Below are 16,802 nucleotides of genomic sequence, written 5' to 3'. Positions count from 1 at the left end.
GTCAGAGATTCCGCCTGCTGTGGGGAACGCCTGCGGCCTGAAAAGCGGTCCTTCGGCTCGGTTTGAAGCCTGGAAAAACCACCAGTCTCCAAACACGTCCCACGTTGTAAGCCGAAAATCGGCTAACACCGTCGACACAGCTGGTTCCACCTCTGACCTCCTCCGGTTAAACGGATTCTTAGAAACTAAGCTAGCTTAAATGCCTGAATGACAGGCACTTACGCAATATTATTGACGCGCCACTAGATAGCCGAGAGTGAGCCAAATTTGGACTAAGCCGGGGGATTTTCAAGTGATTTTCTTGAAAATGGCGACTTGAAGACGTGCTTTGCGGCTTCAAGCGAGGGGCAAGACCGCCCTTTGGCTTGTCCCGTCCTTCCCACCGCGTTCCAGTCCAAATTTGGCGAACGGTAAGGCGGTAATTTCCCACTATGTCTGACTAAGCCTTCATCTTCCAAGTCTAATCTTGATCACCTAACCAACGCGTCAACCGTGCAAGATAGGCCGGTGTTTCATCAATAAACGCCATGTGGCGGCTGTGGGCAAAGAGTGTCCACTCTGCGTGTGGCAGCTGATCGACCATGGTTTTGGCGACTAATGGCGTACACAAATCATTGGTCCCGCTCGTCACCAAGGTCGGTGTCATCAGTTGCGTCAATTTTTCTGTGTAGTCATAATTCTTTAGGGTACCGGTCGGGAAATACTCGTTAGGCCCCCAGGCCGTCTCATAAGCAGCGGTGCCACTCTGTTTCGGCCGGCGAAGAAACTCGGGAGAGTCCGCCGTCACTGGTCCCGCGGCATGGGCCACCATGTAGCGGTCGTTAGCCGCCAGATAGGCGGCACTGGTGAAGTCACCCGTTGCTTCTGCTAGTTTGATGGCCTCTTGATCAGCGGACGCCATGAAACGAATCATGCGGTGCTGTTCTTGCGCCCACAACTTAGCCGAAGACAGTGTGCTTGCCAGAATCAGGCTCTGGATACCGGCCGGCTGATAGTCACACAGGTAAATAATAGCCAGCATTCCACCCCAGGATTGCCCCAACAAATGAACCCGGTCGAGGTGCAAATAGTCGCGAAGAGCCTGCAACTCGGCCACCCAGGTTTCTGCTCGCCACAGACTGGTATCCGTCGGGTGCGATGATTTTCCACACCCCAACTGATCGTACATGACCACGGGCCGCCCCGTCTGCTTCGTCAATTCATCGAATGCCTCAAAGTAGTTGTGCGTCGACCCGGGGCCACCGTGCAGCAGCAACAGTGGTGTTAACCCATTCGTCAAGTCACCCACCACGCGATAATACGTCTGATACGATTTGAAAGGCATGTACCCTTCTTGAATTTCCATTTTACCGACCTCACTTTTAGGTTCATTATACTCACTTAACCGGCTGTTCTAAAGGTCTTCATTGTTTCACATGAAACATAACTTGATTGGGACAGCAGGCGGTTAATTAATGCGCCTTAACGGCTGGAAGATTTGGTTCTGGATTATCTACCGTTCGAGTTTAAGCGGTGACTAGTGCACGGTTCAGCAAGTCAAAATTGGCGATAAAAAAGGTTTGGGACAAACGTCTCAAACCCTTTTGCGCTCTCAATTATTACTTTTCTTCCGGTTGGTCAGCGGACAATGAAATCTCCCGAACCGCCTTAAAGTCAGCTAATGACTTCTCATACTTAGCAATGGCTGTGTCCGTCGCAAACTTACCCAGTGGCAAATGCAGCGGTAACTCTTCGGCGTGGTTCATCACTTGATCGTAAATGATGGCGGCTGCCTTATCAGGATCACCAGGTTCGTGGTGCGCCCCGGTCTCACTACCTTCAATACTATCGGCAAATTGCGCGTACGCTGAAATCTTAGGCATGGCCTTTTGTGACGAACGACCCGCCCAGTCGGTCCGGAAGCCACTTGGTTCGATCAACATAACCTTGATGCCTTGGTCAGCCACCTCTTGCGCCAATGACGCGCTAATGCCTTCAACGGCATGCTTACTGCCATGGTAGAAGGATAGCGTTGGGAAGGAAGCCAATCCGGCAATCGATGAAAAGTTCACGATGATACCCGCCCCTTGGCTTCGCATCGTTGGTAACACGGCGCGCGTCATATCAACCAGGCCCCAGACGTTCACGTCAAACATGTACCGAACAGCATCCCGGTCACTTTCTTCAAACGTCCCGAAGTACCCGAGACCAGCGTTGTTGATCAGGACATCGAGGGCGCCAAACTTATCGGTCGTAGCTGCGACAGCGGCCGTAATTTCGTCTGGCTTGGTCACATCCAGGACCTGTTTGAGGATCTGGCCGTGGTTGTATTGGTCCAGATAAGCTAACTGGTCCGTGTGCCGAGCCGTAGCCACTAAGTTCACGTCATCCTTTTGCGCTAAAAAGGTTGCTAACGATTTCCCAAAACCCGTTGATGTTCCCGTAATTAGCCATGTCTTTGCCAAAATTATCACACTCCTGAATTTTTTATGACGTAAGCGTACACCCTTCGTCCCAGTCGAAGGCAACTCATTTGATTCGCCGATTATGCTGATTTTAAAAAAAGGACATCCCTGCCAGTTTCCCTGGTCAGCCATGTCCCTTACCCTGTATTCACTCTAGCTAGGACTGGCGCAACACTGCTAATCGGCCACGTACCCACCAGTCTGGTAGACCCACCGGGAGCTCACCCAACACCCGACCAATCGTCCAGATAACTGATTTATTTGGCCGAATCTCCGCGGCAATCAGCTTGTCCCAGAAATCAACTGGCACACCCAGTGTGTGACCATTGACCGTCACCCGCAATGGTGCATTTTCTGCCACCTGTTGCGTCCACTCTTCGCTCAACGCCAGACGTTCACTGGCAGGCACATCAGTTGCCGTACTAAGGAACACCAAGGCCGCGTTGCCGTCCCATTCACCCAGGCTCACCAACTGCTGAAACACAATCGGTGCGCCACTCGTGGCTCGTTCCAGGGGAACCTTGACCTGTGTCAGTTGGTTGGACACATCCTTCATCAGCGCACATAACCACATGAACCCTAGTCGATCATCGGGATGGTCACTCCACCACACCCGAATCGCATCGCCCCGGTCAATGGCCGCTTGCAGCTGCCCGATTCCTTGTTGCACCGTTTGGGCCAATTCGGTGGCCGTTTCTGTTCCCTCTAACTGAGCTTTCATTTGCCAGAAATCGGTTGATTCCCCCGTCAGCCGACCTAAGTCGCCAACCTGCAAGTCTAATTGCAGGCCGACTACGGGTTGTTGTAGGGCACCCGCCAAGCCGTTGCCAAAGCTCTCATTAAAGACGATGTCCATCATTTTATTCCCCTATCAGTTTGTAGCTGCGCTAAATCTGTCGCCGAATAGGCATAATCCACGTGTGCCATCCCCGGCACCTCGTCCCACGGAACCGGATAACCGGCCCCGTGCGCACAAAATACGGAATCAGGCGTATTGGGGAGGTCAGCCACTGGCGCATAGTCCTGAGCCGCCACCACCTCGTCAGCGTTATGGCAAGGCCGGTAGCCATCAATCAGGCATTCCAATTGCCCTTGCCCGTGCGTATAGGCGTTGACCGCCTGCGCGTAGTCTTGCATTTCTGAAACGGGAGCGACCCCCGTCAACGTCGCCAAGCCACTGTCACCAGCCGTATCTGGCGTCTCAAAACTGCCATGCATCTTTTGAATATCCGTCATCGCCCGACCGACTTGGTCTTGCCCAACCTCAAGTCGGAAACGATACCACGGTTCAAGGAGCTGGTCGCCACCCTGGTCCCTGAGCATCATCAAGCCCTGACGAACGGCGCGCCAAGTGGCCTCACGAAAGTCACCGCCGACCGAGTGGACGATACTGGCCCGACCAGTCACTAAGGTGAGTTTCACGTCGGTCAGTGGTGCCCCGACCAAGACCCCCAAGTGTTCCTTCGCCCGCAAATTGCTGAGCACCTGATGTTGCCAGTTTTTTCCTAAGATTTCTAGCGAACAGTCAGCCGCAATCGTCACGCCGCTGCCGCGTGGTGCGGGTTCCATCAGGAGATGGACTTCGGCATAATGCCGTAGCGGTTCAAAGTGACCGACCCCTTCGACTGGTTGACTGATGGTCTCCTTGTAGAGAATACTGCCTTCACCAAAGCCGACGTCCAAATTAAACCGGTCCCGCAAAATTTGTTGCAAGATTTCCAGTTGAACGGCGCCCATGATTTGCACGCGAATCTCTTGGAGCTGACTCGACCACGCCACGTGCAGTTGGGGATCCTCGTCCTCTAGTTGCCGCAAAATCGTCAGACAATCGTGGATGTCGTGGTCCTTGGGGTCCAATGTGTAGTTCAAGACTGGTTGAATCTCTGGTGTACGACCATCAGGTTGACTGCCTAATCCCTGTCCCGGATGCGTGTCCGTTAAATTTGGAATGGCGCAGACGTCGCCCGCCGTCACCGTTTGCTTGACCACATATTTCGTGCCATCGTAAACGCGCAGTTGGTTGACCTTCTGCTCGCCCAACAATACCGCCTTGGTCGCTAATTGGCCACCAGTCAGGCGCAACCAGGTTAATCGTTCGCCCTTATCGTGGGAAATTTTAAAAACTTTTGCACCAAATTCAGTCGGATAAGTTGGTGCTTGCGTCCACTTGTCTAACCCAGCCATTAACGCATCTACGCCATCTAATTTCAGCGCCGCCCCAAAGTAACACGGGAAGACTTGCCGCTGTTGAATCATGCTGCGAATCGTCTCATTACTCAGTTCACCCGCATCCAAATACTGTTCCAACACGGTATCATCCTGCATGGCAATGTCTTCGGCCGCGGCGGTCGCATCATCACCAAACGCAATACAGCCAGCCGAAAAAACGGTCTGCAGCTCAGCTAAGACCCGGTCACGGTCGGCCGTATCTGCGTCCATTTTATTCACAAAAATAAACGTGGGCACTTGATAGTGGTCCAGCAACCGCCAGAGGGTCCGCGTATATCCCTGGATGCCGTCCGTGGCGGAAACCACTAAGATGTCGTAGTCCAAGACACTCAAAACTTGTTCGGTCTGCGAAGCAAGGTCCACGTGACCCGGGGTGTCTAGCAGGGTCACATTCAGGTCGCCGTGCGTAAAACTGGCCTGGTGAGAAAAAATGGTAATACCACGCTGTTTTTCGAGGTCGTCGGGGTCGAGAAAGGCATCCCCGTTATCGACCCGCCCCAGTTGGCGTAACGCACCCGACTGATACAACAGACCCTCAGATAGCGTGGTCTTGCCAGCATCAACGTGGGCAACGATTCCCGCTACAATGTGTTTCATGGTTAGTTGGCTCCTTTTAGAGGTTAAGTAGTTTTTGAATACATTAATAAATCCAGTTTGTCTTAATTATCATACCATCCCTACTCTTACTAACGAAATCCAACGCCTATTTGTCACCCCTAACTACCAAAAAACTGCGAAAACGGTCACCAGTTCTCGCAGTTGGTTAACTTAAGCTAGTTTAAGCCGGCGACTGCACCCCAGCGCCAACACAATGTACAGGAGTGAAATCGCTGTGAGCACCCAAAACATCCCCTGGTAGGCCACGGCTTCGACGACCCAGCCGAGAATCACGGCACCCAACCCCATCCCCAAATCGTAGGAATTGAGGAACATCCCGGTCGCCGTGTCTCGGTTTTCCAGTGTGGTCAGCTTAAAAAGCCAGGCCTGTAGTGTCGGATAAATGGCCCCATCGGCCACACCGTAGAACACGCCCGCCAGTAACAGTAGCCAGTTGCGGTCGATCAGGGCGATCAATACCATCCCAATCGTCAGTAACACCGTGCTCACTAGCAAAATCAACCGTGGTCCCTGCCGGTCAAACGTGTGCCCGACGATGGGCCGAATCACGACCCCCGCAACTGCCGCAATGAAGAAGAACCCCGAGATACCCGTCAGGTGTTGGAGTTGAGCGTAGATTGGTGTGAAGGTCATGACCCCGCTCATCAGCACCCCCAGGATGAAGACCAATCCACACTGGGGTAGAAACTGACGGTCAAAGACCGGACCAGTCGCTACCGTCTTGACTGGCGCACGTTTGGCTTTCGTCGTTCCCAGAATCGTGACCATCGCCGCAAACAAGATGACGATGCAGGCCAGGAAAAATGTCGGAAACCCGAACCGGTGAACCAGGGACAAAGCTAGTAACGGCGCCAATGAGGCCGTCACCATGGTACCAATCCCGAAGTACCCCATCCCCTCACCGATCTTCTGATTGGGCAGCTCATCAGCCGCGGAGGTCGCGAAGTAGGTGGTCGTGATGCCGTGGCCCAGGCCGTTGAACAGCCGCAAGAGGACTAACAAACCAAAGCCGCTCAACAGCGGGTACCCGACCGCCGCCAGCAAATAAAGTAAAATCCCAACGACGAGCAATACCTTTTTACTAAACCGTTCAGAAAACCACGGCACGAACAGTCGTGTCACCAACGCAGCGAACATAATGGCACCCACGAAGACCCCAATTTGAGCGGGGGAAAGGCCCAGCTGCTTCCCGTATAACGGGAGGACGGGCACCTGCATGTTGTAAACCATGAACAACAGGGCGTTCCCAATTAAAATTAAAATGAAATTACGACTCCAATACGATTCCTTCACGCGTTGCGCTCCTCTCCGAAAGACAAAAAAGGCCAAATAAGATTAAATGAATAATCTTATCTGGCCGTAACCCTCCGATGCTCAGCGAGCACCTTATCTAACTAAATAGTCTTCCGATGTGTTATTAAGTTACCTAAAAGTGTAGCGCAAAGTAGCCGGTAAACGCAAGAAGAATCGCGTTATCGTGCTAGTGATTCAGCTTTGTAACTAATGCGTCTGAAACCAAGCTCATGCCCCTAGTCGTTAAATAGTTGTGGGTCAATCCGCCGGTCTTTAAAATAAACCTCGCGATCATGCGCACCAACGGGACGGGCAACCCGACACGGATCACCAAACGCGACGACATTGCTTGGTAAGTCCTTGGTAACTACACTACCGGCCCCGATAACCACATTATCGCCAATTGTGACACCGGGGACCACAATGACGCCGGCACCCAACCAGCAATTCTTGCCAATGTGAATGGCCATATTGTACTGATAGTTTTTGGCTCGCAGCTCGGGATCGATAGGATGACCGGCCGTGGCCAGCGTGACGTTCGGCCCGATCATGGTATGATCGCCCACGTAGATGTGGGTATCATCGACCAGCGTCAGGTTGAAATTGGCGTAGATAGCCGCCCCAAAGTGAACGTGATGACCGCCAAAATTGGCGTGTAACGGTGGTTCGACGTAACAGTTGGGCCCCATATCAGCAAAGAGTTCGTGAAGAATTTTCTGTTGCTGTTCGGGCTCACTGGGGCGCGTTTGATTGAAGTCATAGAGCCGGTCAAGGTACCGTTTTTGCTCAACTTCAATGGCGGGGTCGTCCGGTAAGTAGAGGTCCCCGGTATGTAATTTATCACGGTTAGACATAGAATCATCCTTTCTTAATCAAGGCTCAGGGTCAGGACAAACTGCTCCCCATACTGGCCGAACTCGCGGCGACCGGTGTCGGTGAACCCCGCCTTGTGGTAGAGCCCTTGGGCGGGGTGATTGCCGTGGTCCACAGATAGGACGATTTCTCGGGCAAAGGGAAGCTGGGTTCGCACTAACGTGGGCAGTTGTTCCAATATCTGGGTCGCAAAGCCTCGGCCACGGTGCGTCTCGGAAACGGAAACCGAACGCACCAGGACGGCCGTTGCGGGATCAGCACCAACCTCTTGGACGTCGGCCCCTTTGATGAGAACTAGGAAGCCGACCAACTGATTCCCGTTTAAGGCCATCACCGGTAACCGGTCGGGGGTGGTGTTGGCAATGGCCAGCGCCTGCTCCGGTGTGGCGGTGTAAGTTGGATCCGACAGTTGGTAGGTGGCTAACAGGGCGTTATCTGCTGGTACGTTTTGATAGCATTTTAGGGTTAACATGGACAACCTCCTTAGCGTGGCGAGTGTGGGGGGCGGAGAAAATAAACTCGCCAGTTGGCACCTAAATTTTATTGATAATCAACTACACCCATCATAAGCCGTTTTTTAAAATTAATAAATAACCCATTGACTCAGTAACGAGTGCCTGCCACCAAATGCCATAACATTTCAAAAAAACTAGCCATCTGATGATCCCTCGTTGAGAGATCACTAGACGGCTAGTTTTAAGTCGACGATTATTTATTAAAATGTGATGCTAGTTTTTTCGTGGTGTAGTAAGATTCGTTTACTTGCCCGCCAGAAACATTCTGCAGGACTTTAATTTTATGGTTCTTATACGTCTTCGTCTTAACCCGGTAACTTCCCTCCAGCGGCAGCGTCTGCATGGTACCCCACGGCTTGATATGGATTGTCCCGTGGTGCTTCGTGGCATACATCCAAGACCACTTGTTCGTATTCTTAATTTTATGAATCGGCAACTTACGTGCGTGTAACTGAAACTGAGTAAACTCAGTGTTGGTATCGTAGCGCATGGAAGCCTTTTTAGCCGTAATTTTTATGGCGTTCCCACGCTTTCCGGCTGATTCATACCAATTGTGTCGAAACGATTTTGGAAATGTCTTTAGCGTTGATTTTGCTTCCGCTTGGGTGGTATTCGGACCTGCAAACACACCAGCCAGGCCAAGGCCCGTAGCGAGAACCGTCACGCTTAAAATTTTTGCTATTTTCATTGCTTTACTCCTTAGTAATATTTTTGTTTGCGACCATAGAATTCATTGATGCGGTCGTTGCTGTCTTGCATAATTCCCGTTTGGTAGTACAACGAGACTGCTTTAACATTTTGAGCTTGCTGATAAACCTATCATACATCATGGGGATGACATACTATGTCGTTTAGTACAAAAGTGGTGACTTAGAATGAAATTTCAACGGAATTCCACTAATATTTGGACCGGGAACTGTCGTGTCTACCACGTAGAAATCATTTTTTGGCTAGGCTTGGCTGTTCAAGCCCAAGCGCACGTGATTTCAATCTGACATCACTGATTTATTTACATAATCCGCTTTCAAATATTAATAAATAAAACATTTACCAAGTTAATACGTACCCGCCATCAAATCCTTACGTCCGTTCGTTATTCTGGGGAAGCAACTTGCTGTACATAAGCACTACCTAGACGAACAAATTGGAGGAATTTGATGACTCATCGACTGCAACGAACCCTTAGCATCAGCATGCTGACTCTAACTTTGATGGGGATGGGAACCCCCGTCGTCACTAGTTTAGCCGCTACGACACCGACCACCCAAGTCCCTAAGACACCGGATAAGGCCGACCCAGACCGCGTACCCATACTAAACGGCGAGCAGATGCCAGAAACCATGGCCACGCCTAAGGTACCAGCGGCTGGGAAACCGGGGAGCCGAATTGCGCTGTCCAAAGACAGTAAGGGATTTAACGCCAACACCCGCGATCTCGGTGGTTACCTGACTAAGGATAAGACCCAGGCGATTAAATCCGGTCTCCTATTCCGTTCGGCTCAATTAACAAGAGTTACCAATTCTGATATTAATAAATTGGCTGGATTCAGTATTAGTTTGATTATCGATTTAAGAACTCCGTTTAATCACATGAAGAAAAAAGACGCACTGATCGGTAAAGCCACCTCAAAAGTTGCCGCCATTTATTCACAGTCCGATGATGATGACTTATCAGGCGTCCAACACTACAACCGCGCCAATGGCGGCTCAATTGCCTTCTCTCCGACTGCACTAAGTGGCTACCATGACTTCCTAACAGACCTAGTCAATGCGCAAGGTCCCATCCTCTATCACTGCAAGCACGGGAACGATCGAACGGGAATTGCGACGGTACTGTTGATGTCAATTTTGGGGATGCGTAATCAGGACATCATCAACGACTATTTAATGTCGAATAACTATGTCGACAAGCAGGTTGAGTACACTTGGCTCAAAACCTATATCGGTCAAATTGATGAAAAATTTGGAAGTCTAAATAACTACATCACTAGCCCTAAAGGGTTAAACTTCAGTGCTGACCAGCAAGCTGCCTTACGGGCCAAATACTTGGTACCATCAGGGTTAGCTGTTCCAAAACCTATGCCAGTTTCCACTCCTAAGCCTATTGAAAAGCCAACACCGGCACCTACGCCTAAACCCCTTGAAAAACCTACACCAGCTCCAACTGTCCCAACCTCGAACAACCCAGTAACCAGTCCCGCACCGATTCACGCCGGGCAACCGGATCTCGTCGTTGCTAAACCACATCAGGCTGGTAAGACTAAAATGAAGGTCCTATCGGTGAAAAAATTGAAGCACGCTAAGGCCGTTCATTTAAAGGCTCACCGCGCCTATTTTTTCGACTTGCATCTCAAACATAAAGTCGGTAAATCTGGCAAGACTGGCCGTCACCCCCGTGCTAAATGGCAACTGATCAAGCAGGCCAAGCTGCGGATCAACGGAAAGATCAAGACCTACGTTGAGGTTCAAAGCCCCCACGGCAAGAAACGATGGATTCAGTTGAAAGACGTTTCACTGATTAAAAATACCGCTAACCACTCTCACTAGCTAAAACGAGGTCGTTAGGATTGGAATGAGCCAGTCCTAACGACCTCGTTTTATTTGCTAATAATTATTAAAAAAGGACCCAGCTTACACTGAATCCTCCATACTAATTTCTATTTAATAGTCCGTACAAAATGTTGATTGGCGGTGACGTAACCCCCACTTACTCGGTAAGGTAGTGTATCGTTCTTGCCAAAGTTATGCGCATTAGAATACGTCCAGCCTTTGACCTTCAACACAACCCCAGCAGGATAATTCCGGTTACGCTTAGTTAAGTTAGCAGTGCCGTACCGCTTAATGGCGTGCTTAACCACAATCTTTTTTGGCATCGTTTGCTTGCCCGCTTTAACCAATTGTTTGTTGGCAGTCACGTAACGCCCATTACTGAGAACAAAGCGCGTCGTTAAATTATGCGTGACAATTTTCTTGACCTTGAGCACTTGTCCCTGGCGATAGTGCGTCCGCTTGCCGGTCAACGTCTTCTTACTGTAACCATTGATTCCCTGAGGATTGATTACCGTAATCCGAGAATGCTTGGTTGCATAATATACAGGGACTGTATACTTTGCGTTGGCCGTTACGTAACCGGTCTTCCCCGCCGTTCGGCTATGATGGTTGACGTCTCTGACCTGGTAGCGTTTCACGCCGTTCTTCGATTTGGCGTAACCCGTAACCACAAACATCGGCCGATTCATCCGTGACTTCTTATGGTACCACTGCTTGCGAGCTTTCTTCGTAAAGGTGGCTTGCTTGTACAAACCAATCTTCTGAGTGGCATAAATCACAGTTCCCTTGGGCGCAATCGTTGCGCCAGCTGAACCAGATTGTACCACGGCATCGTAAGTGTAAGTGACCGACTGCTTAGAGCTGGTGAACTTGCCAGTGGCATTCGCTGGCGTCTGGTTCAACTGATAACCAGCAATGTCGAGGGCGGCCGTTTGATACGTCGCACCCAACTTACCAGTTAACGTCTTGTCTTTGGCAATCTGATTGCCCTGTGCGTCAACGTAATGCACCGTCACTGGTTGGCTCGTTTCAGGCGTCGGTGTCGGCTCAGTGGTATGTGTCTCCGGTGCCTCAGCAAAAACGCTCACACCAGAAATACCTGACAAGGCTGGATCTAGCACGTAAGTACCATCGGCTTGCTTCTTTACAAAGTGACTAAGTGGCTGTCTGTAGGCCGCAATGGTCGCATCATATGACGCTCGACTATCCAGGTTAGCTAATTGATCTTCCGGATAGTCCTTACCAAACAGCATTTCAGCAGTCTGGTCGACCATCGGACTAAACTGCGCCTCAAAACTTTCTGAGTCTAAGTTAATGTCTCGTTGATATTCGGCCAACATCCTCGCCAATTCAGGGGACTTTTCGAGAAATGGCTGAACGTTCTTTTCAAAATCAGACTTAATGTCAGCTTGGGTCAACTCGTGTTTATTAAATTTAGTTCCATCACCAATTATCCAAGCGAACGCGGCCATCTGACCACCCGCCTGTGCTTCAACGCTTTGAACCGTCAGAGCACCACCCGCGGATTTTACCATAAAATCAATGAACGGCACACTCAGATCATATTTACCAGACAACTCCTTCACAGCAGAGCCACCGACAGTCGCCAAGTTTTTCAACGTCTCGTTGGAAGGATACTGGTCCTTGAACCACGTGACATAATCTGCATCTGACAGTTGCGTAGCTGTTACGACACTTGGTAATTTGGGATAACTGTAAATTTTAGTCTGTTTCCCGGTCTGATCCTGAAGGGCCGTATAAGGCATCTCCAACCCACTAACCTGTACATCAGTGTCCCCAGTCGTCTCCGCAGCAGTGGCGGTCTTAGCCACAGCAGGCAAATCAGTCGTATCTGCACGAGCAGCGCTTGGACTAACGATGCCTCCTAGTAGTAACAAGGTTAATCCTGACACTGTGATTTGCTTCAAAGCTCGGTTCATTTAGCTCACCCCATATACTTTTTCTTTAATTATTTACTGTTACTATAGCATATTCGCGGGTGAAATAGTAGGCTAAAATAGTAATGTACCGGGATTTCTTCATTAAAATTAGAGCTAGGTAAAATCGTTTTCATCTTCATTTTAGTATTGCACAATTCTGCAAACGTGGATACCTCAAGAAGGTTTTGGTGTCGTCTGGTTCATGGTGGTTACATTTTCATCAGAAATCATTGTTAAAACGCTGATAAATCGCGGTTTTAACACAACGACCAGGTGGCGGATAACCCAGCCCGCGTAATTGCCCCTTGTTTCCGGGTAGACACGTCATGGATTAAGACTAAATGAAAATTCTCATCTACAGATCATGACTAACTGTTGCATCTGTTTTAACGGTAAACATTGATTCGATTAAACATCAATTGGACAAACAGCTAGGTCGTTGTTGGCATAAACACGGAACAAACACGTGCTGTCCAGCTTGAAATGTGCGCTGTCAGTGGTTGAACGACCTATACTGAACACAAATCTCGTTGAAAGAAAACGATGGGGATGAAAAGCTTACACCAAGTATCCGATAAGCCGTTAAGGGACCTGCTGGCTGCCCGAACAGCCCGTTATTTAGCACTGTATGCCAAGGCGTTACCAATCTTAGTCATTTTGATTTTATTGAATTGTCAGTTCACGGTGGGACGGTTCGTCTTCACCTGGAACGCAGAATCATGGTATCTAGTAATCTGCTACTTGGCTTTTCCATGGGTTCACGTGTTGTTCAATCACCTTCTTGTTCGCCGCACCAATGCAAATCACCCAACGGATCAGCCTAAGGCAGTAGCGCCTAAGGCTAAGACCTATGCCGCCGGTTTACCAATGACCCCCATTCAAGATTTCTCTGGAAGCGAGGATCATCTGTTGCCCAGGCTGTTACGAGCGTTGGTAGAATTCACCTTTGCGCCAATTATCTTGCTGATTCTACCCGTTATGTTGGGGTTCCGGCACGGGCATAGACGACATCAGCTGAATGGGTAAATTTAGTTGTCTATTCGTAAAGAGTAGCTAGGCAGTTGTGCTTGCCTGGCTACTCTTTTTGGTGAGTTGGATATTTTTGACTTACTGCTGTGGGGAAATACGATGAGGGGGGTACTGGTCTGGCTTGTTTAGATAGCTCCATTACCCAACCTCCCCTTGTATTAAGTTTACAAAAAAAACAAATTGAGTACCGCTACGTCAATGTAGTAAATCAATGAAATAATTCATAACGATTAATTATTACTTTTTCTTTTGAAACACAGCTACTAGTAGATACTTGATGCGTCGCTATATACATGCACTGGTAATTTATGTAATAGTTCCAGTACTAGTCAAAGATTAGGTCGCAATGCTTTTGAAAAATATGTCAAAAATCAAAATGAAAGCATGTTCATAAACCATATTTTCATTTTTACCGCTTTATTTTGCCCCTACATTCATGGAGAATGCTATAGCAATGACAGTAGGCACTTAAGTAGGAACCATAATACTAAACCCGAAATAATAATGCTGGTACAACCACATCCATCGCCTTCATAACCATCAAATTTCATATCAGAATCACCTCCATATCTCTGAGGAACACTGTGAAAACACAATCTAAATTCTTGACCAGCTGGGATCACCCCCACACCCGTGGGGAATACCAAAATCAACAACTTGGCGGTCTTGACGAGTCGGGATCACCCCCACATCCGTGGGGAATACACTAAACAAACGTTGATTTAACAGCATTCAAAATTTCCCAGGCACCTAAATTCCTTTAGTTTGCTTCTCAAGCATACCTGAGAAGCATCTAGTTAACAATATATTTAATATCCACCCATAAACTAAATTTCACGCTAAATTTATAACCCAAAGCTACATTGCAAACATCTTCTAATTAACCCCTTCACGGTACTTTTCAACAGTTTCTGCTTCATAGCTCCACTTAATCCTAGAAAAAAAACGGGAACCGGCCCTCGACCGATTCCCCCAAAAAATTCTAAATTATCTCTTCCGCTTACGTCCAATCACCGCTAACCCCAGCAATGACCCCAATACAGCCAATCCCCACAACGGTGAGACTGTTTTCTCATCCGTCTGTGGCAAAGTTTCCTTGGCCGCCACTGACTTAGTTGCCGCCAAGTTTACCACCGCATTTCCTTTAGCTTTCGCAGTTGAGGTCTTACTAATCGTTGCAGCATCGCCACCCGTGACGCCCTTGTCTGGCTTCTCTCCAGTTGACTGGTCAATATCCGGTTTATCCGGATCCGTTCCAGGATCAACCAAGTCGCCATCTCCGCCAACCTTCGCGTAGACGTAGGTTACCTCGCTATCTTGATCACCGAACACGCCACTCGCATTTGCCGGCGTCGCAATCAGCTCGTAACCCGCGACGACTGCTGGCGTTGTTGTGTAGCTTTCGCCCGCCTTCCCAGTCAAGACGTCGTCATCTACCACCGTCAGTCCATTACTCGTTTGATAGTGTACCGTCACCCTAATCGTTTCATTAGGCGTCACGATTGGCGGATTGATTGGTGGGCCCACCGGCGTCTTATCATACACATACACAACGGAAATATCCTTCGCCGCATACGTTCCCGTAGCGTTCTCCGGCTGGGCGGTCAGCGTATAGCCCGCAATATCTTTGGCCGTCGTTGTGTAACTGTCGCCAACTAATTTCGCATCCAAAACCACGTCATCCGCCAACTTATTTCCCGCCTTATCCTGGTAAGAAACGGTGACCGCGCCAGCCTTGTCAGCCAACACATAGGGCTGGAACATCGCAAGTCGGTTGGTCCCATTTTCGTTGACGATACCGATCATGAAATACTTATACTGCTGCACGTGAATATTCTTTAAAGGATACGTCGTCACACCGGGTTCTTGCTCCGGCATATTATTAAATGTAATGGTACCGTCCGCATTAAATACCCGGTCGCCACCCCGAGAATACCCCAAACCATAAGTCGTGCCAGGAACCTTCGAATCAGTCGCTACCCACCATTTAGTTGCCGTAGAAAGCTTCCAATGGTAGTTATCCTCATCGATAAATGCTGCCGTCAGTGTGCCTGATTTAGTCGTCCGGTCAACCCGCACAACTGGCAACACTACGTACTGGAACCAGGTCTTCAACGACGTCAGGTTCATACCATGAAAGCCAGATAAATCCAGAATGCTGTTGTATTGAATATCCACATTCCTTAAGTTCGTTAAGCCCAACAGCGGACTGATATCCGTGATCCGGTTACCAGCTACATCCAAATCCGTCAGATTCTTCATGTATGCCAACGCTGAGATATCAGTCACGTCACCAAAGTACTGGCCCGACGCGTTCAGGTTGGATTTCAAACTCAGCCGGGTGATATTAACTGCATACTCCAATCCTTTCAACGAAAACTCCGTGGTGCCATCAATGTAAGTATCCTTAGAACCAGAGTTAGAACTCCCGGCCACATCCAAGCGTTTCAGCAACGCCATGTCTTCCTGAGTGATATCCTCAGGTGTGGCCCAGATACGACTAATCCCCAAATCATTCAACGCATTCAGCACAGTTATCTGCAACGTCTTGTTGGGTAACCAGTCATCGATAGACACTTTGACCACTGGTGCCGCCATAACCTTTACTGCCGTAGTCGGCGCAGTCGTTTGGGCCGTTGGTAGCGTGGCCTTGGCTGCTCTAGCGGTAGGTTTAGGAATTTCCACAGTAGCCGGCGATTGTATTGCCTTTTTCTCACTATTTTCCGGTTTAGCTGGTTTGCTGTCCTTAATTTCCCCAACTGAAGCAGGCGTCTGAGTAGCTAGCTCGGCCGTGGTGGGCTCCGGTTCTGACGTATCCGACTCATCATCAGCTGGTCTAGCTGGCGTTGGTGTTAAACTGACCTGCTTCTCCTGAAGCTGGGACTGTGGTTCCCCAGTTTCAGTTGCCACTGGAGTAGACTCATCTGCCGCCGTATCGGCATTGGCGGTCACATCAACTACACCAAACGCCAGTGAAGTTGCAATAACACTGGCAAATAACCAGTGCTTCCCTTTTTTATACATTTTATAATGACACTTCGTATTCATCCGATTCAACACGATATTTCCTCCCCTTTCAGGGTTTGCTTAGGGTGTCCAAATAAAAATAAATAAGTAATAGTCATCTTAACCAGGTGCTTATATGCGTAAATTATAAACACTCTGTTACAATTAGTATATATCACAACCAATAATAAAGCTAATTTACTTTTATTGTAAATCCTCATGTGAAGCAATCATTCAGTCCAATAAATTCGGTCCACCACTGTTGTTAAATCAGTGTCTTTGAGCTATTTTATTTTTGATAATATC

12 protein-coding genes are annotated in these 16,802 nt (G+C 49.0%); 2 read left to right on the top strand and 10 right to left on the bottom strand.

Annotated elements, in window-relative coordinates:
• Positions 1-460: 460 nt before the first annotated feature.
• From pepI to EKM75_RS07250, 8 genes are all read right to left on the bottom strand, one after another.
• On the bottom strand, positions 461-1,345 hold the full coding sequence (pepI, locus tag EKM75_RS07285; RefSeq protein ID WP_125693339.1) for a proline iminopeptidase: 885 nt from the start codon (positions 1,343-1,345) through the stop codon (positions 461-463).
• 253 nt (positions 1,346-1,598) lie between these two features.
• A complete protein-coding gene (locus EKM75_RS07280; protein WP_125693345.1) occupies positions 1,599-2,447 on the bottom strand; it encodes an oxidoreductase in 849 nt (282 codons plus the stop codon).
• A 154-nt stretch (positions 2,448-2,601) separates the two neighbouring features.
• The gene (locus tag EKM75_RS07275; protein WP_164508755.1) at positions 2,602-3,300 is read right to left on the bottom strand and encodes a DUF1835 domain-containing protein; all 699 of its coding nucleotides are present in this window, start codon (positions 3,298-3,300) and stop codon (positions 2,602-2,604) included.
• Positions 3,300-5,270, bottom strand: coding sequence for an elongation factor G (locus EKM75_RS07270; protein WP_125693335.1), 1,971 nt, complete (start codon positions 5,268-5,270; stop codon positions 3,300-3,302). Before EKM75_RS07270 ends, EKM75_RS07275 begins: the two co-directional genes overlap by 1 nt.
• A 171-nt stretch (positions 5,271-5,441) precedes the next feature.
• On the bottom strand, positions 5,442-6,584 hold the full coding sequence (locus EKM75_RS07265) for an MFS transporter (protein WP_125693333.1): 1,143 nt from the start codon (positions 6,582-6,584) through the stop codon (positions 5,442-5,444).
• 236 nt (positions 6,585-6,820) lie between these two features.
• Positions 6,821-7,438 (bottom strand): sugar O-acetyltransferase, encoded by a 618-nt coding sequence (locus EKM75_RS07260; RefSeq protein WP_125693331.1) that lies wholly within the window; start codon positions 7,436-7,438, stop codon positions 6,821-6,823.
• 14 nt (positions 7,439-7,452) lie between these two features.
• On the bottom strand, positions 7,453-7,929 hold the full coding sequence (locus EKM75_RS07255) for a GNAT family N-acetyltransferase (protein WP_125693329.1): 477 nt from the start codon (positions 7,927-7,929) through the stop codon (positions 7,453-7,455).
• A gap of 236 nt (positions 7,930-8,165) precedes the next feature.
• Positions 8,166-8,660, bottom strand: a complete 495-nt coding sequence (locus EKM75_RS07250; RefSeq protein ID WP_125693327.1) for a hypothetical protein — start codon at positions 8,658-8,660, stop codon at positions 8,166-8,168.
• 469 nt (positions 8,661-9,129) lie between these two features.
• Here EKM75_RS07250 and EKM75_RS13015 point away from each other — a divergent pair, with 469 nt between their 5' ends.
• On the top strand, positions 9,130-10,518 hold the full coding sequence (locus EKM75_RS13015; RefSeq protein WP_125693325.1) for a tyrosine-protein phosphatase: 1,389 nt from the start codon (positions 9,130-9,132) through the stop codon (positions 10,516-10,518).
• A 110-nt stretch (positions 10,519-10,628) separates the two neighbouring features.
• On the opposite strand, the gene EKM75_RS07240 is transcribed toward EKM75_RS13015, so the two are convergent.
• The gene (locus tag EKM75_RS07240; protein ID WP_125693323.1) at positions 10,629-12,461 is read right to left on the bottom strand and encodes a DUF5776 domain-containing protein; all 1,833 of its coding nucleotides are present in this window, start codon (positions 12,459-12,461) and stop codon (positions 10,629-10,631) included.
• A 549-nt stretch (positions 12,462-13,010) separates the two neighbouring features.
• Here EKM75_RS07240 and EKM75_RS07235 point away from each other — a divergent pair.
• Positions 13,011-13,487: a hypothetical protein gene (locus EKM75_RS07235; RefSeq protein WP_125693321.1), complete on the top strand. Its 477-nt coding sequence runs from the start codon at positions 13,011-13,013 to the stop codon at positions 13,485-13,487.
• Positions 13,488-14,477: 990 nt separating this feature from the next.
• Here EKM75_RS07235 and EKM75_RS07230 read toward each other — a convergent pair.
• Entirely contained in the window at positions 14,478-16,550 is a 2,073-nt protein-coding gene (locus EKM75_RS07230; protein ID WP_125693319.1) for a MucBP domain-containing protein, read from the bottom strand.
• Between the last annotated feature and the right edge of the window lie 252 nt (positions 16,551-16,802).

It is taken from the genome of Levilactobacillus tongjiangensis (assembly GCF_003946345.1).
Classification (GTDB): domain Bacteria; phylum Bacillota; class Bacilli; order Lactobacillales; family Lactobacillaceae; genus Levilactobacillus; species Levilactobacillus tongjiangensis.
This window is presented reverse-complemented; position numbering and strand designations above follow the sequence as displayed.